This is a genomic window from Paraburkholderia strydomiana (genome assembly GCF_046030495.1).
In the GTDB taxonomy this organism is placed as follows: domain Bacteria; phylum Pseudomonadota; class Gammaproteobacteria; order Burkholderiales; family Burkholderiaceae; genus Paraburkholderia; species Paraburkholderia strydomiana_A.
The window spans coordinates 20,715-41,629 of sequence record NZ_JAQQCJ010000014.1 but is presented as its reverse complement, the minus strand read 5'-3'; the positions used below and the strand labels follow the sequence as shown (position 1 = coordinate 41,629).

General features: G+C 59.0%; 19 protein-coding genes. 6 read left to right on the top strand and 13 right to left on the bottom strand.

Going from position 1 to position 20,915, the window contains the following annotated elements; translation table 11 throughout:
• Window positions 1-450 precede the first annotated feature (450 nt).
• Entirely contained in the window at window positions 451-1,257 is an 807-nt protein-coding gene (locus PQQ53_RS19400; protein ID WP_408325405.1) for an alpha/beta fold hydrolase, read from the bottom strand.
• Between the two features lie 121 nt (window positions 1,258-1,378).
• On the bottom strand, window positions 1,379-2,776 hold the full coding sequence (locus PQQ53_RS19395) for an MmgE/PrpD family protein (RefSeq protein WP_408325403.1): 1,398 nt from the start codon (window positions 2,774-2,776) through the stop codon (window positions 1,379-1,381).
• 291 nt (window positions 2,777-3,067) lie between these two features.
• Here PQQ53_RS19395 and PQQ53_RS19390 point away from each other — a divergent pair, with 291 nt between their 5' ends.
• The 6 genes from PQQ53_RS19390 to PQQ53_RS19365 all read left to right on the top strand — a co-directional run bounded on the left by PQQ53_RS19390 (window position 3,068) and on the right by PQQ53_RS19365 (window position 9,810).
• Entirely contained in the window at window positions 3,068-4,132 is a 1,065-nt protein-coding gene (locus tag PQQ53_RS19390) for a CapA family protein (protein ID WP_408325400.1), read from the top strand.
• 12 nt (window positions 4,133-4,144) lie between these two features.
• Entirely contained in the window at window positions 4,145-5,488 is a 1,344-nt protein-coding gene (locus tag PQQ53_RS19385; protein WP_408325398.1) for an MmgE/PrpD family protein, read from the top strand.
• Between the two features lie 34 nt (window positions 5,489-5,522).
• Entirely contained in the window at window positions 5,523-5,684 is a 162-nt protein-coding gene (locus PQQ53_RS19380; RefSeq protein WP_408325396.1) for a hypothetical protein, read from the top strand.
• A gap of 414 nt (window positions 5,685-6,098) precedes the next feature.
• Window positions 6,099-7,538, top strand: coding sequence for an MFS transporter (locus tag PQQ53_RS19375; protein WP_408325393.1), 1,440 nt, complete (start codon window positions 6,099-6,101; stop codon window positions 7,536-7,538).
• Between the two features lie 409 nt (window positions 7,539-7,947).
• A complete protein-coding gene (locus tag PQQ53_RS19370; protein ID WP_408325390.1) occupies window positions 7,948-8,535 on the top strand; it encodes a site-specific integrase in 588 nt (195 codons plus the stop codon).
• A 1,008-nt stretch (window positions 8,536-9,543) separates the two neighbouring features.
• Window positions 9,544-9,810 (top strand): DUF4148 domain-containing protein, encoded by a 267-nt coding sequence (locus PQQ53_RS19365; protein WP_408150181.1) that lies wholly within the window; start codon window positions 9,544-9,546, stop codon window positions 9,808-9,810.
• 100 nt (window positions 9,811-9,910) lie between these two features.
• Here the strand turns inward: PQQ53_RS19365 and PQQ53_RS19360 are convergent, their stop codons facing one another.
• The 11 genes from PQQ53_RS19360 to PQQ53_RS19310 form a co-directional block, all read right to left on the bottom strand.
• Window positions 9,911-10,189, bottom strand: coding sequence for a DUF4148 domain-containing protein (locus PQQ53_RS19360; protein WP_408150183.1), 279 nt, complete (start codon window positions 10,187-10,189; stop codon window positions 9,911-9,913).
• 214 nt (window positions 10,190-10,403) lie between these two features.
• Window positions 10,404-11,624: an MFS transporter gene (locus PQQ53_RS19355; RefSeq protein ID WP_408325665.1), complete on the bottom strand. Its 1,221-nt coding sequence runs from the start codon at window positions 11,622-11,624 to the stop codon at window positions 10,404-10,406.
• Window positions 11,625-11,653: 29 nt separating this feature from the next.
• Window positions 11,654-12,949 carry an MFS transporter gene (locus PQQ53_RS19350; protein WP_408156759.1) on the bottom strand — a complete coding sequence of 432 codons (1,296 nt, stop codon included), beginning with the start codon at window positions 12,947-12,949 and terminating at the stop codon, window positions 11,654-11,656.
• Window positions 12,950-12,986: 37 nt separating this feature from the next.
• Window positions 12,987-13,880 carry a substrate-binding domain-containing protein gene (locus PQQ53_RS19345; RefSeq protein ID WP_408325387.1) on the bottom strand — a complete coding sequence of 298 codons (894 nt, stop codon included), beginning with the start codon at window positions 13,878-13,880 and terminating at the stop codon, window positions 12,987-12,989.
• A 34-nt stretch (window positions 13,881-13,914) separates the two neighbouring features.
• On the bottom strand, window positions 13,915-15,465 hold the full coding sequence (locus PQQ53_RS19340; protein WP_408325384.1) for an acetolactate synthase large subunit: 1,551 nt from the start codon (window positions 15,463-15,465) through the stop codon (window positions 13,915-13,917).
• Entirely contained in the window at window positions 15,465-16,322 is an 858-nt protein-coding gene (locus PQQ53_RS19335; protein ID WP_408325382.1) for an HpcH/HpaI aldolase family protein, read from the bottom strand. The genes PQQ53_RS19340 and PQQ53_RS19335 overlap by 1 nt, the downstream gene beginning before the upstream one ends.
• Window positions 16,323-16,333: 11 nt before the next feature.
• Window positions 16,334-17,182, bottom strand: coding sequence for an amidohydrolase family protein (locus PQQ53_RS19330; RefSeq protein ID WP_408150191.1), 849 nt, complete (start codon window positions 17,180-17,182; stop codon window positions 16,334-16,336).
• Window positions 17,182-18,207 carry an amidohydrolase family protein gene (locus tag PQQ53_RS19325; protein ID WP_408150193.1) on the bottom strand — a complete coding sequence of 342 codons (1,026 nt, stop codon included), beginning with the start codon at window positions 18,205-18,207 and terminating at the stop codon, window positions 17,182-17,184. The genes PQQ53_RS19330 and PQQ53_RS19325 overlap by 1 nt, the downstream gene beginning before the upstream one ends.
• Window positions 18,208-18,229: 22 nt before the next feature.
• Window positions 18,230-19,201, bottom strand: coding sequence for an ABC transporter substrate-binding protein (locus PQQ53_RS19320; protein WP_408325380.1), 972 nt, complete (start codon window positions 19,199-19,201; stop codon window positions 18,230-18,232).
• A gap of 202 nt (window positions 19,202-19,403) precedes the next feature.
• Window positions 19,404-20,345, bottom strand: coding sequence for a LysR substrate-binding domain-containing protein (locus PQQ53_RS19315; protein WP_408150197.1), 942 nt, complete (start codon window positions 20,343-20,345; stop codon window positions 19,404-19,406).
• A 16-nt stretch (window positions 20,346-20,361) separates the two neighbouring features.
• The gene (locus tag PQQ53_RS19310; RefSeq protein WP_408150199.1) at window positions 20,362-20,892 is read right to left on the bottom strand and encodes a carboxymuconolactone decarboxylase; all 531 of its coding nucleotides are present in this window, start codon (window positions 20,890-20,892) and stop codon (window positions 20,362-20,364) included.
• Between the last annotated feature and the right edge of the window lie 23 nt (window positions 20,893-20,915).

The following is a 20,915-nucleotide window of genomic DNA, read 5'->3' as shown; positions in this document are numbered from 1 at the left end:
ATATCCGGTTTCAATTCCCATTGACGATCGTCCGTCGATCGCGCCCCATGACTTCATGAACGAGATTCTTCATGCCGAACATGATGCCGCGAAACACGACTCCCTTGATTGAGTAATACCGCTTCCAGGGTTAGAGGACCTGTTAACCATGTATGCGATGGTTCAGCACGAGCTGATTCATCTGCGCAGTCCTATCCGGCCGACACGCATATGTCGGGTCGGAGACCATCCGATTTGCGCCGGAGGCCGTGGGGGGGTGCTAAGGGAAGTTGATCCAGAAGCCGGACTTTATTGACGATGCCCGGCGATATATCGATGCTTCGGCCATGGAAGTGGAAGCCTCTGCGCATCTTCAGTGACGATGCGCAGAGGTTTACCCCGAGTTATCCCGTCTTTAAAATGATCAACACGGCTGAAGCGCATTGACGTGTGCACCTCACCCTTAGACCGCTAAGCGGCGTTCCGCACATCCTCAAGCCAGTTCAGAAGCACTTGATTGAATGCATCGGCCTGTTCGACGTTCGGAATGTGCTTAGCACCGTTAAATTCTTCGAAACGGCCGTTCACGAACAGTGCCGCGATCTTGTGACTTGCTTCAGGCGTCGCGCTAGGATCTTCGCTGCCACAACCAACGAGCACTGGCAACTTTACTTCGCCGAGACGCTCGGTGTAGTTGAAATTTGCGAGCGCTTGCGCGCAACCGATATAGCCCGCCACGGTGCAGCCCGCGACGGTCGCGCGAATCTGATTCCAGCGCAGCGGGTGCTTGTTACGATACTCCGCCGTCAGCCAGCGGCCCATCGTGTCATTGGCGAGCCCCTCTACGCTGCCGGCCTGCTTGAGCTTCTCGATTCGATTGCCCCAATGCGTAGCCGCATTTGGGAAGCTTTCGCTTTGCGTGTCGCAGAGAAATGCCGAATACAGACGATTCGGATAGCGCAGCGCCAACGACTGGCCGATCGCGCCGCCGATTGACAGGCCAACGAAGTGAAACCGCTCGACACCCAATGCGTCTGCGACTGCGATCACATCATCCGCCAGCGCGTCCATGGTATAGGGCCCTTCGGCTGCACGACTGCCACCATGCCCCCGCAAATCCGTACGAAGTACCCGATAATCCGCGGCCAACAACGCCGGCACCTGTTCTGCCCACAGTCCCATGTCCGCGGCCAGCGAATGCATGAACATCACGACCTGTCCGTCTTTTGGGCCAACGAAATCGTAGCTGATCGTGCGATCGACAAGCGGGAGCAACATTGCAATTTTCTCCTTGATCTAATGTCAGCGGCGCGCCTTCCGCCGACGGTGTATTTCTCAATCTGCAATAGCCAGCTAGAGATGATATAGCCGGCTTTAGGCGGCCGAAGGCCAAGGGCACTTACCTGGCGGCGAGCAGATCCGGCAGCTCGCCGACGCTAGCCTGTTGATCAAGGTTCAAAATGAAGTCGACGAGACGCTTTGCCTGCTCTTCGGGGATCGCCTGCTTCGAAAGCTTCATGAACTTGGCGACGACTTCCTCTTCGCTCGCGAAATCCCTTTCGTTACCCCGGCCCGCTTCAACCGTGCGCTTGAGGCTCGTGCCGTCCTTGAGCAACACTTCGACGTGCACCATATGACGGGACTTCGAACCGCGCGCCGTGATTTCCGCGTCGTGGCGCACTTCGACCTTTTCGGCAATACGCATACGATCGGGGTCGGCCACCATGTCTTCGGTGAACTGCGCAACGAAAACGTCGCCGTCGAGCAGCAGCGTCGCAACGCAGTACGGCAGGTTGAGCTGCGCCGACGTCAGGCCTTGTGGCACGTATTTCCAGCCTACGTGATCCATCGTCACTTGCGAACCGTGCACGATGACCTTCTCGACGTCTCCTGCACCAAACGGACGCTCCGCCTGCATTAGCCGGATTGCATCGAGCGTCGTGTGATTGCTGGCCACGCACGAATAGAATTTCAGTGCGATGCCCATCGTTTGCCACACCTGGCCGAGGCCCGCGGTCAGTTGCCCCTTGTCGAAACGATCGGTCGAGCGCGAGAGCGTCGTGCAGAAACCGCCATATTCGCTTTCGAGAACGTTGATGATCCCGGTAAAGCCCTTCGCTGCAAACAGCGCGCCGTAGAGACCGCTTTGTGAAGCACGACCGGCGTGCATCCGCTTGACCATCGCACCATACTGGGCCGCCATCAGACCGGATGCCTGCGTACCGGCGATGCCGAGTGCGTGGACGGTCTGGTCGGCGCTCAGGCCGAGCGCGCGGGCGGCGCCCGAAGCGGACGAGAATACGCCGACTGTCGCCCCCGAGTGCCAGCCTTGGGCGATGTGCTCCGGGCCCATACAAATGCCAACGCGCGGGCCGATTTCGTAACCGGCGACAGCCGCAGCCAGGAAACCACGGCCGGTGATGCCGGGCTTGCCTTCGGCGATAGCGATCAATGCTGGCAAAACGACGGCGCCCACGTGCAACACGCCTTGGCGATGCACGTCGTCCAGTTCGAAGCCTTGCACTTGCGAACCATTGACGAGGACAGCATGCGGGGCCGACAGCCGCTGATTCGTACCCCATACGCGACTTCCCTTCGACGTATCGACGGCCGCCAGACTATCTTGAAGAATGCGGCTCCACGGCAGCGACGCCGCATAGAGCGCACATCCAGCGGAGTCCAGAATCAGGAGCTTGATTCGCCGGATCACTTCCTCGGGAATCTGCTCATACTGAAGCGAAGAGACGAATTCTGCGATTCGGCGCGTTTGCGGATTGTCGTGGGTAGTATCAGCCATTCTATTGTCGAATCCTTGAAGTGTCTTGAGCACGGGTCTATTGAGACAGAGACGGTGCGATCGTGCCAGCAAAGCTTCCGCAATACTATTGAGTATTACGGTACCCACACTAAATGATCCTGTTAATCTGTTTTATAACCCGGCGTCCTGCGGATGGCCCGTAGTCGCGCATCTCCGATTAACCAATGTGTGTACCCGCGGTTCGCTAATTATCAATCGACATCGGCTGACTCAAGAGAGCATCATTCGATGAGCACTTTTCCAATAGCTCAACGAATCGGATATCCCGACATGACCGTAAAGATTCTACTGACTGGCGATATCAATCTCATGAATGTCGCCGATCCCGCAGTTCCCTTTCGTCAGGTCACTGCCGACCTCAAGGCAGCAGATTTCGTTTTCAGCAATCTCGAATGCTGTCTGTACGCACCCGATCATGGCGTGTCCGTCGATCTCAATCGCACCAATGAAGGCTTCTTCGCAAACCCGGCAACCGGTGTCGCTCTGCGCGAAGGCGGTGTCCAGGCCGTGGGTATCGCGAACAACGTCAATTACGGCGCCTCAGCGATCCTCTCCTCGATCGACAACCTCGCAAAACTCGGCATCCCTCGTACAGGCGCAGGCCGGAATGCAGACGATGCATGCGCACCCGTGATCGTCGAACGTAACGGTCAACGTATTGGTGTCATTCAACGCACTGCCGTCTATTGGACGACGAACCACGAAGCCTCGGCGGTGACGCCGGGTGTCGCGGTCCTGAAAGGCCATACGTCTTATCAGATCGCTTTCCATCGTCTTGGACCGGATCAACCGACGCCCAATCGCCCCGGCGTGCCTCCGCTCATCCATACGTGGGTCGATCCGAAATATCTGCGAATCCTCAAGGATCAAGTCGCCAAACTGCGCAAGCAAGTCGATATTGTGATCGTCTCGCTGCACTGGGGTCTGGACAAGGAAGTCCTCGAGTACATGACGGAACTGGCTCATGCATCGATTGATGCGGGTGCCGATCTCGTTATCGGCCACGGACCTCACTATTCGCTGCCAGTGGAAATCTACCAGGAACGGCCAATTTTCTACGGACTGGGAAGTTTTTCGTTCCACACGGGCCACGCCGGCAAGAAGCATGGCGATTGGGTCGGCATGATGGTCAACTTCACCGTCGATAAAAACGCCGATCCGCGTACGAGTTTCCGGTTTGTTCGTCATAACGACGACAACGAAACCTACCTGTGCGATCCGAAGGCCGAAACGGAGATGCTCGAAGAATTGCGTGCCCGAAGCGCAAAGCTTGGCGCAGGACTCGAAATAGAAGGTCAGGACGTCGTTCTTACTCCCTTGACCCAAGAATCCTGACCTGAAATCACAATGGCACTCACCGCTTCACAGACATTGGCGTCTTTCGCTGTCAATTTTCGCGATCGACCGATTCCCGACCATGTATTGACCTACGCGAAATATTGCCTGATCGATACCGTCTCCGCCGCCACTTACGGGGCTGAATTCTCGTGGAGCAAGGCCGTGATGGCATACGCTGCACGCTATGGAGTTGGCGGCACGAGCACGGTGCTTGGCAACGCCTCGATGCGTGTGCACGCCCCCATGGCTGCTTTGGCCAACGGGGCACTGGCGCACGCGTTCGAGATGGATAGCATTCGCGAGCCGAGCGCCGGCGTTCATGCAGGGGCTACCATTGCGCCCGCAGCGTTCGCCGTGGGCGAAGAATGTGAGGCAGATGGTCTTTCGGTCTTGAAGGCGTTCATTCTAGGTACGGAAGTCGCGTCGCGTATTGGCGTGGCCAGCCATCACAGTCCCGAAAAGATCGGTTTCCACGCGCCTGGCATGACCGGTCCCTTCGGTGCAGCGGTTGCCGCCGGCCTGTTGATGGGACTTGATGCCGAAGGACTCACCAACGCGTTGGGCCTCGCGGGTTCGCTGACTTGCGGCCTAATGACGTTCAGCAAGGCCAGGCACGGTTCGATGGTCAAACGTCTGCATCCTGGTCGTGCCGCTGAATCCGGCGTCCTGGCCGCACGTCTGGCCGATTCCGCGTTCGAGGGACCCGAAAGTATTCTTGACGGACCATTCGGATTCCTTGACGTCTACTGCCGAAATCTTCCCCAAGACGTCTGTTCATTGACCGCTAATCTGGGCGAAGATTGGGAAACAATGCGTACGGGTCTGAAGCGATATGCGTGCCACGCGAATGCTCAGACTGCGACTCAATCGGCGTACGATCTTCAAAGACGGGATAAATTCCAACCGCAAGAGGTTCATCACATTACTATTGAAGGCAATGAACGCCTGATCGGCCGGCATGATAATACGGAACCGCTCGATATCATGCAGGGGCAGTACAGCCTGCCGTTCTGTGTCGCGTTGGCACTGTATCGTGACCCGAACGACCCGCGATCGTTCAGCAGCGAATCCGTTAGTGATCCGGAAATCCGTGCACTGACCCGTAAGGTCAGGGTCACGACCATGCCGACCAAATCGGTTCGCCATACTCGCGTGACGATCCGTCTTCTCGATGGATCAGTATTGGTCAATGATTGCGAGGAATATAAGGGCATGCCGACCAATCCGGTTACCCTCGACGATGTCTCGATCAAGTTCAAGAGCCTGACGCGTTCACTCGGTGAGCGACGTTCGGATGTTCTTTTAGACCGTCTTATTACGCTGGAAAAACAGGATCGCCTGCCGTTTGCGTGAGTCACCACCCGTCCCAAAGGAACAAAAAATCTCATTGACGAGTATTTCCGAACAACACAGGAAGCTTGATGTGCGCGTACTCGTGTTTGACGCCGGGGCCGATGGCCTGACGCTGGCAATCGATCTGGGACGACACCGCATCGATGTTTTAATCGTCGAAAAGCAGCTTCGCGCCTCCAGGCTGCCGAAGATGTAACGCGGCCACCGACCTTCTATCTGATTCGTCCAGACTCACACATCTGTTGGCGTGGCGACGAGATGCCGAATTTCAGCAATACGCTCGTTGAAACGGACTGTGGCGACAATGCATTCGAAACCGAACCCAGCCGCCGATTCGAGATCACGCTCGGAGACGACGCCAGAACGCACGCGGCGACCGCGAATAGGTCCTTCATAGACTCAGGGGCCTCCCATCAACGTCGCAACAGGATCAATACATCAAAAAATCCCGTAGTTTCCTGGGCTTTTTTAATTAGTCTTTCACCGGAGCCGCAACATAAGATCGACGAGATCCGCCGTGAAGACGCCGACCGGACCCGCGTCGTCCATGCACATATCGGGCGACACGCATCGCATGCAGTTTTCATTGTTATGAATTACTAGGACGTATATGGATGCCGTCACGTCACGTTCGGTCCGGAGCAAAATTCAATTAATTCCGATGATCATCGCCGTACCTATGTTCCTTCAGGCCGTCGATACCTCGGTACTAGGAACAGCACTTCCCTCGATGGCCATATCTCTACGTACGGAGATTCTCCACCTCAACATGGCCGTCACCTCCTACCTGTTGAGCCTAACCGTTTTCTTGCCCGCCAGCGGGTGGATGGCAGATCGCTGGGGCGCCCGGCGTATCTTCTGTTGGGCGATCGGCATCTTTTCTCTGGCCAGCGCCTTGTGCGGACTGGCAACGTCTCTCGAGCAGATCGTCGCGTTTCGGATCTTGCAAGGCCTGGGTGGCGCCATGATGATGCCCGTGGGCCGTTTGATTCTCCTTCGAAGTGTCCCTCCGGCTCAAATGGTAGCGGCCATGACCTGGTTCACGATTCCCGGCGCCGCTGGCCGCGTCTCCGGACCACTGATCGGCGGCATACTCGCCACCTTCACCTCCTGGCGATGGATTTTCTATCTCAACATCCCGTTTGGCTTACTGGGTATTTTGCTGTCGCTCAAATATGTGCCGCCAATCAAGGAAGATGTCGATGAAAAATTCGATATATCGGGATTCCTTCTGATGGGATTGTCCTTGGCCGGAATCATATGCGGCCTCGAAACAGTCGGTCGCAATTTCGTTTCCGCGCCCGTTACATGGGCAATGATTGGCGTGGGCTTTCTTTCCTTCGCGGCTTATGTGATACACAACCGCCGCGATGCAACCAACGCGATCATTCCGCTCGGAATCTTCAAGATCAAAACGTTTTCCCTGATGACGTTGGGCGGTATGCCCGTCCGAATCGCGGTAGGATCTACGCCGATTCTGATTCCGTTGTGGATGCAGATTGGATGTGGAATGTCACCGGTCGAGTCGGGACTGATGGGTGCCGCGCTTTCGGCTGGGCTGTTCGGGGTCCGGATGGTGATGGAACGATCCGCCAAGGCGATTGGATTCCGCTCGATCATGCTAACTTCAACCGTGCTGATGGCGGGCATGTTCGCCGGTTACGGTCTGTTCACCAAGCAGACGTCGCATTGGATCATGTTCGTCATCTTCTGCCTTAGCGGCATATTCCAGTCCATGACGATGATCTCGATAAATACACTGACGTTCACGGACGTTCCCAAGCATTTCTCAGGCAAGGCCACGGCGCTCTCGACCATGCTGCAACAAGTGTCGATGAGTTTTGGTGTGGCCTTCGCGTCACTGTGCATGACGTTCACGGCACGTTTTCACGGCCACTCGCCGCAGAATCTGGTGACCGCCGACTTCCCGCCTACCTTCTTCATCATGGGCGCATTCACGCTCGTCGCGTTGTTTTCTTTTGGCCGCCTTGATCGCAGGAAGGGCAGAGAATTCGCGCAATCGAAGCACGAGCCGCAGATCGAAGAATAATCATATGCAGGCACTTTCACGTTAGCGGAAAGACGTGGATAGCGACCTTTTAGCCAAGTATATGGCTTGAACTCGTCAAGCTAACACAGCCATAACGTGATCTACAGATGCATTTGCGCATCCGGAGGCTGCCTGCAGCGAGTTTCCCGATTACCCTGGTGCGTGGAGTTGGCGCCCGGAGCGTCTATCGGCCGGCAGATTTTGATGCAGCTCCCCAGTTGCGTTCGCTGCTACTACCAAAGCTGCATTTAGTGCCTCGCCGTCTCAAAGCTTGTGTAACCTGGAGGCCGCCCATGGCTCATGGGCCGGGCGCCGGACCAAGTCTGCAGGGCGAAGTGAGCCGGCTTCTATCCGACAGCCCCTACCTCAGCTGATTGACCGGTCGACCCACTTGCGAGCCGGCGACTTTTTGGAAGCGTGGTTTGATGAAAAGAAACTTGAACTGAAAGCCAGCACCGAGGCCGGGTGGACTCGCACGGTTCGTAATTTACTGTTACCGCAGCTTGCAAACCTTTTGCTCATTGAACGCACCCGCGAAAGTATCGTTTCATGGCTTAGGTCTCTCGACGTAGGCCGCAAGAGACCTATGTCGAATAAGCGCCTGGCGAGCATCCAAACGGTTCTGCGACAAGCGCTCGCGATCGCGGTAGAAAGAAAGCTGGTTGATGTCAATCCACTGGCGTCATACACATACTCTCGAAAGATCTCAGTCCGCGTCAGCACGTTCGATCTGGAGGCACTTGCTGTTAAAGATCGCGTCGATCCATTTTCTACTGAAGAGCAAACCACTCTCATCTATGCCGCCGAACCTCAAATGCGCAATTACATACAGTTTGCACTTTGGACAGGCTTGCGCACTAGCGAACTCGTTGCACTCAACTGGGGCGACGTCGACTGGCAAGCCGGGACCGTACGCGTCTGGAAAGCGATGACAGCCGAGGCAAAGAGCAAAGGGCAGCGGAAACGACAAAAACGACGGCTGGCCGGCGCGAAGTAAAGTTACTGCGTCCTGCGCTTGAGGCTCTAGCCGCACAGAAGCGACACACCTAGCAAGCCAATGAAGCCATTTTCCACAACGCGCGCACCAACGAGCGGTGGGCTGGGCACACGAAAAGTTTGGGACGTTGGCTGTCTGTAGCACGTAAGGCAAAAATCCGTTATCGAATCCGTATCAGACTCGTGGATGCCGGAAGCAGATCGCGGTGCAGGCAGTCGCGCAGTCGCAATGTTCTCAACTCCGACCACGCCGGCGACAGAATCGCCTGCGACGCAATAGTGGCGTGAGCGTGTCATTCTTGCGGGGTACTGCGGGGTAATGTAGGGGCAAGAACAGCTTGAAGGAAATCAGTCGTGTGGAGGAACTCGATTGGCTTCCGGAAAAGTAACCAAATAGCTTCCGCTTTGGCCGGATTCTGAGGTAAAAATGGGCCGCGGCGCCGGGCTTTTTACTGAAATAACTTCCAAGATCGACAACTTTCAACCATAAGTCTTCCATCGTCGCAAAAGGTCGTCAACCATCGTTGCGGCTGGCCCCATGGGTGTCTGTGGCCGTTCCCAAGCAAGAACCTCCACGCCAGGCGTCTCAAGATCGGCCATTGCCGCCGTTCGGATGTTCACGCTGGCATGCCCGCCTTCCGCAGTACAGCGGTCGTTCGACAGCGGCCATCGCGAAACGACCGCTGTGACATCAACGAATGCGTACTTTCGACCCGAAGCTGACGCTCACTGCCGTGCACTTCGAACGTCCTCTTCCAAACTGATAATGCCTTCGCCGATCCTCACATGCGCGCTCTCCGCCTGAAGAGCGGGCACGAAGCGGATGTTCTATTTGCTGGAAACGCACATTCGCGATCTCAAATGGCATGAGTTTCGACCAAAGTGCCCTTAACCAAACCCTCAACCTGCGCGCCGCGAAATTCAATAGACTAGGTGGTTACCCTAGTGTGAAATATGAAGCATTGCCGCAGAGAACGCGCGCCTCACTTTACGCCAACAAGGGTCGCCCATGTATTTCATAGTTAAAGCCGCTAGCATCGTCGCCTTCCTGATTCCGGCGATCACCTTCGCCCATTCGATTGAGCCTCTCACACGCGAACAAGTCCGCAAGGAACTCATGCAGCTCGAAAATGCAGGCTACAACCCGCTCAGCAATTGCACGGGCGATTGCCCCGGTAGCCTGCGACGCGCCGAAGCGACTCTGACGCGGCACCAGAACGATGCAAGTGCCGCCTACGGCCCCAACTTCGATGGCACCGAGCAGTCGGGCAGATGACCAAACGACGCGGAATCTCCGTCGCTGACAGCGGGTCAGGCGGAAAGCCCCGCAGTCCATAGCACATCGCGCGAGGCCGGTCACCCTTCCCCGTCACGCATTACCGGGCGATATCGCCGGACTGAGCGCTTCTATTCCAGCGTGCACCATAGCCAGTCGGGTCCGCGGCCGCCCTACGCGCCGCGACCCGAAACTCCGCAGCCTGGATCTCGCCATCCGGGAAATCCGCCCAGGCAGTCGGGCCGTAGCCAGCATTTTCAGCCCGCACGAGTTCCGCGCGGACTTGCGCGCGGGTGAGCGTCTGCTGGGTTCCTTGCGCGAACGAGATGACCGGCACAGCAAGGGCCAGCGCTCCGACTACTCTGACGAGCGATTTCATGGAAACACCTCCCCCAGCATTGCGTGATTGCACTACGACACGGGCTTGCGCGTAGTTTGAATCACAGTCTAGCAGCACTCGATAGTTAGGGGATTTACCAATCTATCAGACGCGCTTTGCATGCAATGCAGCCATCGGGGCAAGACCACCAGAAGTTAATTGCGTCGGATCTCCAACGGAACAATTAGAAAACGGTTCAGTGTGTGTAACGCGGTCAGTGCAGCGCATCGCGCCTTGCGAGCGGCTTGAACAGGCGACTCCACGCAAGACTGACCACGATCGTCGCCAGACCGCCGGCAACGACCGAGCCGATGACGCCCAGACCCGTCGCGGTGACGCCGGACTCGAATTCCCCGAGTTGATTGCTCGCGCCGATGAACAACGTATTCACCGCCGCCACGCGTCCTCGCATGCGATCGGGCGTTTCGAGTTGAATCAGGGTTTGCCGCACGATCACGCTGATCGTGTCCGCGCCCCCCGATATCGCCAGCAAGAACAGCGACACCGGAAACCATCGAGAAAGTCCAAACCCGACAATGGACAGGCCATATATCGCCACCGCGATCAAAAGCTTCCTGCCAACACCGCTGACGATGGCCCGTCGGGCGAGGAACAGCCCGACGCACAACGCGCCCACTGCCGGTGCGGAGCGCAGCAATCCCAGTCCTTGCGGTCCGACATGCAGGACTTGCCTGGCATAGACGGGCAGCAGCGCGGTCGCGCCACCGAACAGGACAGCGAAGAGATCGAGCGAGATGGCCCCAAGCAACAGAGGATTGCTCCAGATGAAGCGCAAGCCCGCGAGTATCGAATCGGCGGTGACGGGCTCACGCGGCGGCGGCGTGTGGTCATACCGAACCAAAGCGTACATCACGGCGCTCATGCAGAACAGCACCGCGCTGCTCAGATACACCGTGACCACGCTGACAGCGAACAAGATCCCGCCCAAGGCGGGTCCGGCGATGACGGATATCTGCTGAACCACCGTGCTCAGCGCCATCGAACGTGCCAGAAGCTTCGGCGGAACGAGCATCGGCAAGAGCGCCTGCTGGCCGGCCATCTGAAACGGCCTGATCGCGCCGAGCGCAAGGGAAAGCGCAAGCAGCGCGTCTCGCGTGATGCTGTGACTGGCGGTGGAGATCGAAAGCAGTGTCGCGGCTAAGGCCTGTAGCGCAAGACATGCAGCGACCATTCGCCCGCGATGCAACCGGTCGGCGCAATGACCCGCAATGAGCGTCGTCGCAAGGCCCGGCACGAACTGGAAAAGTCCCACCAGCCCGAGATCCCACGCACTCGATGTCAGGTCGTACATATGCCAGCTGATCGCCAGCATCAACATCTGCTGAGCGGTGATGGAACCCATGCGCGCGATCAGAAAGCGCGTGAGCGGCGCGTGACGCAGCAAGGAACTCACGTCGTCGGCGCCCGTCTGCATGGCGGGAGATGGGGTATCGCGTGAAGGCGTCATGACGAGATTGCTGACGTCGCTTGCGCCGCGTCGTCGTTGTGCGCGCTTGCGTTGACCTTGGGCGCCCACTTTCGTCGCAGCAGCACGATGGTGCTGGTGGCGCCGAGCAGCAGGAACGCAAAGATCGCCAGCATGGGCAGCGTGTAGCTGTGCCCGACATGAAGCAGCCAGCCCGACAAGCTTGCGGAAACGCCCCCTGCAAGACTGGTGGCGACTTGCTGCAAACCCGTGTTCAGCCCGACCGCCTGCTTGGGAATAAGCGTCAGCTTGACCAGCGCAAGATTGTTCGCGGTAACCAGGCCTAGCAACGAAAGCGAAGCGACGTTCCAGAACAAGGCCATGTGCGGCGAGCGCGCATAGGCGCCGAGCACTACCGTCGTGCCGCCCACGAACCCGACCACCATGAACGATTTGCGCACCAACACGGCATCGTGCCCACGCGCGATCAAACGGTCGGCGGCCCAACCGGCAATCGCCGCCACAACAGCAATGCCCGCGAAACTTACGAACGTGAAAAGCCCCGATTCCCCGAGCGTCAATCCACGCTGCTCGACGAGATAAGCCGGCATCCACGTCATGCAGTAAAACGCGAAATAGCTGTAGCAGAAGTTGGTGATCAAGCCGCCCCACACCACCGGACTCGACAGCAGATTCGTCAACGGCACCGAAGCCGCCCTTCTCTTCGATGCAGCCAGTTCCACTTTCGATGGGAAGTCGCTCCTCACCATCGCGAGCCACGGCATCAGCCAGAGCAATCCGGCCAGACCCGTGACGATGAACATTGCCTTCCATGAACTTACCGAAATGAGCCAAGCTGCGATCGGTGCGCCGAGCGCGGGCCCCATCTTTCCGCCGATGGAATAGATCCCGAGCGCCGTGCCTTTTTGCGTTTCATCGAAGTGATCGGCAAGGTAGCGATAAGTTGCCGGAACGGCCACGGATTCCGCGACGCCGATCATGAGCCGTACCACGATCAACGCGGCAAGCGTGGTGACGACGCCCGTCGCAGTCGCCGCGAGACACCACATCAGAAAGCAGATCGCATAAGGCCACTTCACGCCGTAGCGATCGACGAGCCAGCCCATCGGCATCTGAAGCAAGCCGTATGACCAGAACATCGCAGAGCCGAGCCAGCCACGCTCGACATACGTCAGCGCGAACTCCTGCACGAAGTGATGGTCCGCGAACGCAGCGGACATGCTTGTGCGATCGACGTGCGAGATCATCAGCCCGAGCGCGAGCAGCACCAGCACGCCCCAGCGGTTGCCGCATTGATGCCGGGTGATCGCCACGATGTTCTGGTCTCCAATATTCGTCTTACGTCGCACTTCAACCCAGGCTGCCGGTCACATCATCGAACAGCTCATCGACGGACAAGCGTCGCGGAATGATCTTCTGATCGAGTGCCCAATCGACTGCGAGCTGCAGGCCTTTCCGGTTCGCCTCCAGCCCGATCGGAGGGAACGCCGCCGGAACGGTCTCCGCAGCTTCGCGGCTCTCGACCACCATGCGATACAACTCCCGCACGATATCCGGCCGCTCCTTCGACAACCTTTCATGCACCACGAACATGTGGTTGATCGGCACGACGCCGGAGCGCGCGAACCAGTCTTTCGCGGCGGCTTGCGCATCGGGCACGAGAGTGCGCACGCGCGCGTCCTTCGGCATGTCCTCGCCGAGCAAGGCGGCCGTCAGTTCTCCATCGAGCATCATCTGCGGAATCGATGAACCCGCTGGCAAGCGCTGGCAATTCGACGGATCGCTGTATTCGGCAAGATGGCCGTCGCCGAGTGTCATCCACGTGACCTTGTCGAGATCGACGCCGTATTCGTGGCGCAGAATGCCGCGAATCCACAGCGCGGTCGTCTGCGTGTAGGTGCGCACGCCGACCTTTTTTCCTTCGATATCCTTAGGATCAAGATGACCGAAGTCGATGTTGTAGCCGGCGCAGTGATGCTGAAAACGGCCCGAGATCGGCGCAGGCAGCAAGACATAGGGCTTGCCGTAGGCTTTCGCCTGAAGGAAGGTGACGATCGCCAGTTCGCCGGCGTCGAACTGGCTCTCGCGCACCATCGCCTTGAAGCCGTTGTGCGCAGGTGTCGGCCCACAGAAGTCGAGGTTAACGAGCTCCGAGTTCACGCGGCCGTCCCGCATCGCCTTCGTCACGGCATATTCGGCAAGATTGATGCGCAGCGTCGGCGCTTCGGTCTGCGTCGTTGTCATGGTGTGTGCTCCTTGTTGCTTATGTCGTTGGATGTCAAAGCCGCACTTCGATCAGGCAAGGACCGGCTTCGCGCGTCGAATCGGTCAGCGCCTTGTGGAAGCCTTCGGCCGTCTCGACGGCCACCGCCGGCACGCCCATGCTCTGCGCCATCGCGAGCCAGTCGATACGCGGCTTGTCGATATCGATCATCGATAACGCGCGTTCGCCCGGCGCGCCCGCGCCCATGTTGGCGTACTCGGCCTTAAGAATCGCATAACTGTTGTTGGCGAAGATGATCGTCGTGACGTTCAATCCTTCGCGCGCCTGCGTCCAGAGCGACTGGATGGTGTACATCGCGCTGCCGTCGCCAACCATGCAGAACACGCGACGGTCTGGGCAAGCCAGCGCCGCGCCGGTCGCCACAGGCGTCGCATAGCCGATCGAACCGCCCATGTTGTTGATGAGATCGTGTGGACGCGCGCCCATCGTGAGGCTCATCGACTCGCGCCCTGTCGTCAGCGATTCATCGACGACGATGCAGTGCTCCGGCAACGCCGCCGCCAGCGCATGCGCGATGCTCACAGGATTGAGCGCGCCCGTCGGAACCGGCGTCTCGATCCGCTGCTGCAGGAGCGGTGTCATGTCAGGCGCGCCGAGCGCCTGCAGCAGCAGGTCGAACGCGAGTTCACTGTCTTCATCGGCATCGACGAGCGGATGCACGAGCGTGCCTTCCGCCTTGAGCAGACTCGGCTTGTCCGGATACGCGAAGAACGCGACAGGTTCCCGCGTCTCTACGGTAATGATGTGCTTGAAGTCCTTGAGGAACGCCGCTGCCTGTGCGACCGCATACGGAATGCGCGCGAGCGGCACGCGGCCCGCGCCCCGCTCGATGCGCGCCGTGAAGAACTGCGAGCCCAGCAACGCGCCGGTTGCGGCTGCGATGCGGCCCGCCTTCTCGAGCGCTGCGCCGCGCGTGGCCTTGTTCGCCAGAACGATGAGCGCCGGCTCGCCCGAGCGAAGCACGCGCGCAACGTGCTCGATGCGTTCGGCGCTCGGCCCTCTGCGTGCTTCCACGCCAGCCGGTACCGAAGCAGGCGATGCATCGACTTGCTGCCACGATGTGTCGCCGGGGAGAATCAGCGTGGCGATCTGACCCGGATGTTCGCTCGCCTTGGCGACGGCCTGAGCCGCATCCCACGCAATCGTGTTCGACGATTCCGCGCGCCGCACCCAATGACTCAGCGGCCGCGCGAGACCTTCGATGTCCGACGTCAGCGGCGGATCGTACTTGAGATGCGACACCGAATGCTCGCCCACCACGTTGACCATGCCCGACGACGCGCGCTTCGCGTTATGGATGTTCGCGAGACCGTTCGCAAGTCCAGGACCGAGATGCAGCAGCGTGGACGCCGGCGTGTCCTTCATGCGATACCAGCCGTCGGCCGCGCCGGTGGCCACACCTTCAAACAGACAGAGCACGCTGCGCATCTTCGGATTGTTGCCGAGCGCGGCGAGGAAATGCATCTCCGACGTGCCTGGATTGGCGAAGCAGATATCGACGCCCTGCCCGACCAGCGTCGCGACGAGACTTTCGGCGCCGTTCATCAGTAACCTGCCAGTTCGCGCGCGAGACCGACCACGCCATAGGTGCGTGCCGGCGCCGACATCAGGAAGCGATAACCCTCTTCCTGCAACCGCCGATGATTCTTCGCGGTCACATGCGGATTGCCGACTACCACGTTGTGCTTGTGGCAGGTCTCGACAATCTGACGCATCGCGGCAACTACTTCGGGATGTTCGTACTGACGCGGAAACCCCAGTTCCTGACTCAGATCGCCCTCGCCGATCAGGATGAAGCCGATGCCCGGCACGTTGGCGAGCATGTCGTCGAGGTTCTCGATTGCCTGGGTGCTTTCGCACATCAGGCCGACAAGGATCTCGCCTTGCGGCGCGAGCGGCCAGACATCGGCTTTCTCGTAGTATTCCTGCATCGACAGGCCCCAGTAGCGCGCGGCATTGGCAGGGCCATCGCCTCGCGCGCCTTTCGGCTCGTACAGCGGTGCGTTCCTGGGACGCGCATAGCGGCATGAAGCGACGGCGTTGTACGCCTGCTCGACTGTCGCCACGTGCGGCCAGATCACGCCATAAGCGCCGCGATCGAGAACTTGCTTCGCGAAGCTCTGATTCATCTCCGCACCGTTCGCGGGAATGCGCGCGAGCGGCGTCACTTTCGGCGCGAACGAGCCGGATTCGGCGATCTGCTTGCGGCTCAACATGTACTGGAGTGCATCGCCGAGAGCGGACACGTCGTACGGGTTGTGCTCCATCTCGAAGACGAGGCCGTCATAAGGCGCATCGCTCATTTCGATGGCGGTCTGTTTGTCGAGTTTCGCAAACGCAGCGTGGGCCGCCTTACCCGATTCGAAGGCGCGGATGATGCCGTTCAGGCGAGTGTTTGACATGTCTACCTCTCTTATTGGCTCAAGGCCGGATAGAGCTTCTGCGCGGTCTTGCCGAAGATCCATGCACGGTCTTCAACGCTTAAGCAGGCAAGGCCTTGCTGAGCGGTCGCGAGAATCTCGCTCAATGTGCCGGTCGACGTCGGGAAGTTCGAACCCCAGGCGAGACGTTGCGCGCCGAATGCCTCGACCACGCGTGGGAAGAACGTCTCCGCACTCGCCTTCTCTTTCTTCACATCGCCGAAGATGCGCGGCGTGAGCTTCATGTAGACGTTCGGCAGATCGCGCAGCGCGAAGAGTCCGGCGGCATTCGCATACGGCGGGCCGTCGAGGACGTCGGGACGCGCGAGATGATCGAGGATGATGTTCACCGTCGGAAACCTTTCCGCGAGCATGCGCACCTGCGGCAAGCCGACCGGTCCCGTCTGGATGCACATTGGAAGCTTTAGTTCCGCGAGCATTTCCCACGCCTTGAACGAGCTGGGGTTATCGAGTTCGCTCGGATCGAAGTCCTTGGTGGAACCGCCGGTGAAGATCCGCAATCCCGCCAGGCCTTTGTCGGCCCATCCTTTGATGACGGCGGCGACGTCGTCGGCCAGCATGTCCACGGAACCCACGGCGATGAGCCGGTCCTTGTACTGATTGCAGCCGTCCACTACGTAGCGGTTATCGAAGCCGTAAGTCGTCGACGAATGCACGACAGCCGCCTTCGCAACGCCCGCTTCGTCCATCGCCTCGATCAGCGCTTCGACGGTATTCGGGCGTTCCTGCGACCAGTCCGAGCGCTTGCCGAATAACGGCGCGGGCGGATAACGCTTCTCGTCGTCCGAGATGATGTGAGGATGAATGTCGATAATGTTCATTACAGTCCTTTCGCCTTGAGGTGCTTGTCCAGGCGCGGATAGACGCGCCGCACGTTGCCCTCGAAGATGGCCTGCCGGTCCGCATCGCTGAGTGCTTCGCATGCATCGATGTAGCGTTTCGTATCGTCGAAATACTGGTCGGTGTTCGGATCGCGACCACGCACCGCGCCGATCATTTCCGAGCCGAACAGCACGTTGCTCGTAGGCACGACCTTGGTCAGCAGTTCCACGCCCGGATGGTGATAGACGCAGGTATCGAAGAAGATGTTGTTCAACAAACCTTCGAGCGGACGCTTGGCGATCTCCAGCGACATGCCGCGATAGCGTCCCCAGTGATACGGCACCGCGCCACCGCCATGCGGAATCACAAGGCGCAGAGTCGGGAAGTCCTTGAACAGATCGCCTTGCAGCAACTGCATGAACACGGACGTGTCCGCATTCAGATAGTGAGCGCCCGTGCCGTGATGACACGGATTGCACGATGCCGCCACATGGATCATCGCGGGCACATCGAGATCGCACAGTGCTTCGTAGACCGGATACCACTCGCGGTCCGTCATCGGCCTGCCGGTCCAGAAGCCGCCGGTCGGGTCCGGATTCAGATTGCAGCCGACGAAACCCATTTCCTCGACACAACGGCGCAACTCGGGAACCGAGTTCTTCGGCGGCGCCAGCGGCGATTGCGGCAACTGGCACACGGGCACGAAGTTGTCCGGATAAAGATCGCAGACGCGGCGCACGAGATCGTTCGATACCTCGGCCCATTCCAGGCTCGTTCGCTCGTTGCCGAGGTGATGGCTCATGAGGCCGGCGATCGGCGAAAACAGCGTGAGGTCGCCGCCGCGTTCCTGTTGCAAACGCAGTTGACCGTTGCCGACGCCTTCGCGGATTTCGTCATCGGAGACGTGCGCGCCGGAAAGCGGCGGCGCATTCGCCGGATCGTCGGCGGACGCGATCTGCCTGGCGCGCCAGTCGCGGAAGGAAGCGGGGACGGTCGTGAAGTGTCCGTGGCAATCGATGATCATGTTCTATGGCTTCCGTGCAAGTTTAGACGCGTGGATCGACGAACAGCTCATTCATGGGCATGCGCCGCGGCGTGAGGCCCTGCTTGAACGCAGTCGCTTCGAGCGCTTCGATGGTCTTGCGGTTTTCTTCGATGCCGTAGGGCAGCGGATCGCGACCGACGATCTTTTGCAGCTCGATGTACTTCTTGTTCTTCTTGTCGTTCAATTCGCCTGCATTGAGTTTGGCGAGCCAGTCTTTCTTCGCTTTGTCAAAAGCGTCATAGATCGACTTCGCGACCCACGGATGCTCGGCCAGCACCGAGTCCTTCACCACGATCGTGCCGTGCATGGGATACACGCCGGTGCGGGCGTAGTACTCCGCTTCCAGCTCCGCCGCATTCGGGAACATGTCCGGGTAATCCGCTTCGACTTCCTTCCAGCCGCCGGTGGGATCACCGGTGCGGCCAATGCCCGCGTTGCCGTGGAAACCCGCGACCAGCTCGCCGTTAGCCATCATCTCCGCGAGCGACGTGCCCTTCGGTGCATGGATCACGTTCGGCGGCAGTTCGAGTTGAGTGACGTGTTCTTCGTCGTCGACGACCCAGGTCACTTTCGACGGATCGAGGCCGAATTCATCAATCAGAACCTGCCGCGTCCACGCGCCAGTGGTCACCGAGTAGGCGCGCACGCCGACCTTCTTGCCTTCGAGATCCTTGGGCGTCTTGATGCCCGCGTCCGGGCGCACCAGCAAACCGGAGTGGTGAAAGCGGCGCACGACGAAGATCGGCAGCGCGACGAACGGCGCGCCATAGGCACGGGCGATGATGTAGGTGGTCGGCGCAAGCTCGCACACATCGAATTCGACATCGCGAACCATGCGGCGAAACGCGCCGATCTGCGGCTGAACGGTGATGAACTCCGCGTCGACACCCTCGATCGGGATCGAACCGTCGCGAATAGCCGAGGTATGCGGATGCTCTGCGATCGCGAGCTTGAGATGGACCTTCTTAATCACTTGAGTCTCCTTGGAGGAATGATCGTGCGGCTACACGAGTTCGTTTCATTGACGACATGATCTTTCGAGATGTGCTATGTCGTCTATTGAATTAACATGCCGGAGGCTCAACCATTCGGTAAAGGTGAAAGCACATTTAATATGGATATCTAATGATCCAGAATATAAAAAAATGAAGGCGGCATCGCAACTTTGGTGCTTCTTAGGTTTTGCCGCTCTGCAACTGTTGGGCGGCCTCTTCCAGACAGGCCACCATCAGTTGCGCGCTCGGTGTCAGACCGCGGTTTCGGTTCCAGAGCACGCCCGACGGACGCAATAGCCGGGGCAAAGTCAATGGCAGCGCATGCAAGGGTTGCGCGGCATCGTTCGCCGGTGTGCCGACCATGACGGCAATGGAATCCGAAATCTGCAGGTGAGCTCGGGTCACATGAACGGAAAGCGTCTCGATGTAGTTGTTCGTCAGCGGTACGTCATGCGCTCTCAGTGTGCGTTCGAGCGAATCCCTCAGAATCGAGCCTTGCGGAGGCAAGATCCAGGGATAAGGATGGAGATCTGACCAGGTCAGGTTTTTGCGCCGGGCCAACGGATGTTGCCGCCCGGTCATCAAGGTGACGGGTTCTTCGAGCAGCGCTTTTTCCTCGAAACTTCCAAGCGTGTCCGGCGCGGGCAAGCGCCCGACTATCAGGTCGAGACGTCCTTGCCACAACTCGGGCAGCAGTGCGCCGCGCGTGCCTTCGACTACTCTCACGTTCGTTCCCGGCGACTTTATCTTCAACAGGTTGAGCGCCTGTGGCAACAGAGCGGAAGCCGAAGCCGGCAGCATGCCGATGTGTACCTTTCCCTCCGTGCCCGAACTCAGCGCTTTCATTTCATCACGCGCCTGATGCAGGATCGTCAGCATCTCCCGTGCATGACGTATGAGGCATTCGCCATGCGGCGTGGGCACGAGCCCTTGCGCCGTGCGCGAAAAAAGCGTGAGCCCGAGTCCACGCTCCAACTCGGCCAGTGACTTCGATACCGCCGGCATCGTGACATGGGTGACTTCCGCCACCTGCGTCAGATTGCGATAGATATCGATAGTCACGATCAGGCGAAGATGTCTCGCCTTGAGATTTACCTGCAAATAGCCGTCGAGCCCCGTCACGATATGTCTCCTGCTTTCAGTCCTTCGGTTTGAGCGCGTGCAACGTCATGCCCAGCGATATCGCGGTGAAATAGCCGATCGTGACAAGCAGTTCCGCGATGACCGCCCGGCCCAGCACTGCGTCGTACCTGGCAAAACGCACATCGTCAATCGACCCGCCTGCCAGGATGTCGCTCACCGCATCACACACCACGCCGAAGCGCCCATGTTCACCCTCGGGTCTGCGCTTGTCCAGGATGGCGGCAACGACCGCCTCGGGAACCCCGGACTTCAGCGCATGCCGGTGATGGTTCGCGATCACGTACGGTGCGTTCCAGAATACCGCCGTGGCAAGAATCGCGACTTCGGTTTCCGCCTCGCTAAGCACGGGCGAATGATCGACATGAGTGCCGATGATTTCCATCCCCTCGGCCAGACGCGGGTTATGCAGCCAGATATTGAACGGGGTCGGAATCCGCCCGCGACCTTCACCCAACTGCGCGATGACTCGCTTCTGTTCTTCGGTTGCTTGCTGCGCGTCGACGCGCGCCAGTCGATCTTGCGTCATTCGTCATGTCCTTCCGTTAAAAA

Coding starts and splice junctions, on each gene's coding strand:
- PQQ53_RS19400 (WP_408325405.1), bottom strand. CDS start 1,257: ATGTTGCTCCCGCTTGTCGATCGCACGATCAGCTACGATTTCGTTGGC.
- PQQ53_RS19395 (WP_408325403.1), bottom strand. CDS start 2,776: ATGGCTGATACTACCCACGACAATCCGCAAACGCGCCGAATCGCAGAA.
- PQQ53_RS19390 (WP_408325400.1), top strand. CDS start 3,068: ATGACCGTAAAGATTCTACTGACTGGCGATATCAATCTCATGAATGTC.
- PQQ53_RS19385 (WP_408325398.1), top strand. CDS start 4,145: ATGGCACTCACCGCTTCACAGACATTGGCGTCTTTCGCTGTCAATTTT.
- PQQ53_RS19375 (WP_408325393.1), top strand. CDS start 6,099: ATGGATGCCGTCACGTCACGTTCGGTCCGGAGCAAAATTCAATTAATT.
- PQQ53_RS19365 (WP_408150181.1), top strand. CDS start 9,544: ATGTATTTCATAGTTAAAGCCGCTAGCATCGTCGCCTTCCTGATTCCG.
- PQQ53_RS19360 (WP_408150183.1), bottom strand. CDS start 10,189: ATGAAATCGCTCGTCAGAGTAGTCGGAGCGCTGGCCCTTGCTGTGCCG.
- PQQ53_RS19355 (WP_408325665.1), bottom strand. CDS start 11,624: ATGCAGACGGGCGCCGACGACGTGAGTTCCTTGCTGCGTCACGCGCCG.
- PQQ53_RS19345 (WP_408325387.1), bottom strand. CDS start 13,880: ATGACAACGACGCAGACCGAAGCGCCGACGCTGCGCATCAATCTTGCC.
- PQQ53_RS19340 (WP_408325384.1), bottom strand. CDS start 15,465: ATGAACGGCGCCGAAAGTCTCGTCGCGACGCTGGTCGGGCAGGGCGTC.
- PQQ53_RS19335 (WP_408325382.1), bottom strand. CDS start 16,322: ATGTCAAACACTCGCCTGAACGGCATCATCCGCGCCTTCGAATCGGGT.
- PQQ53_RS19330 (WP_408150191.1), bottom strand. CDS start 17,182: ATGAACATTATCGACATTCATCCTCACATCATCTCGGACGACGAGAAG.
- PQQ53_RS19325 (WP_408150193.1), bottom strand. CDS start 18,207: ATGATCATCGATTGCCACGGACACTTCACGACCGTCCCCGCTTCCTTC.
- PQQ53_RS19310 (WP_408150199.1), bottom strand. CDS start 20,892: ATGACGCAAGATCGACTGGCGCGCGTCGACGCGCAGCAAGCAACCGAA.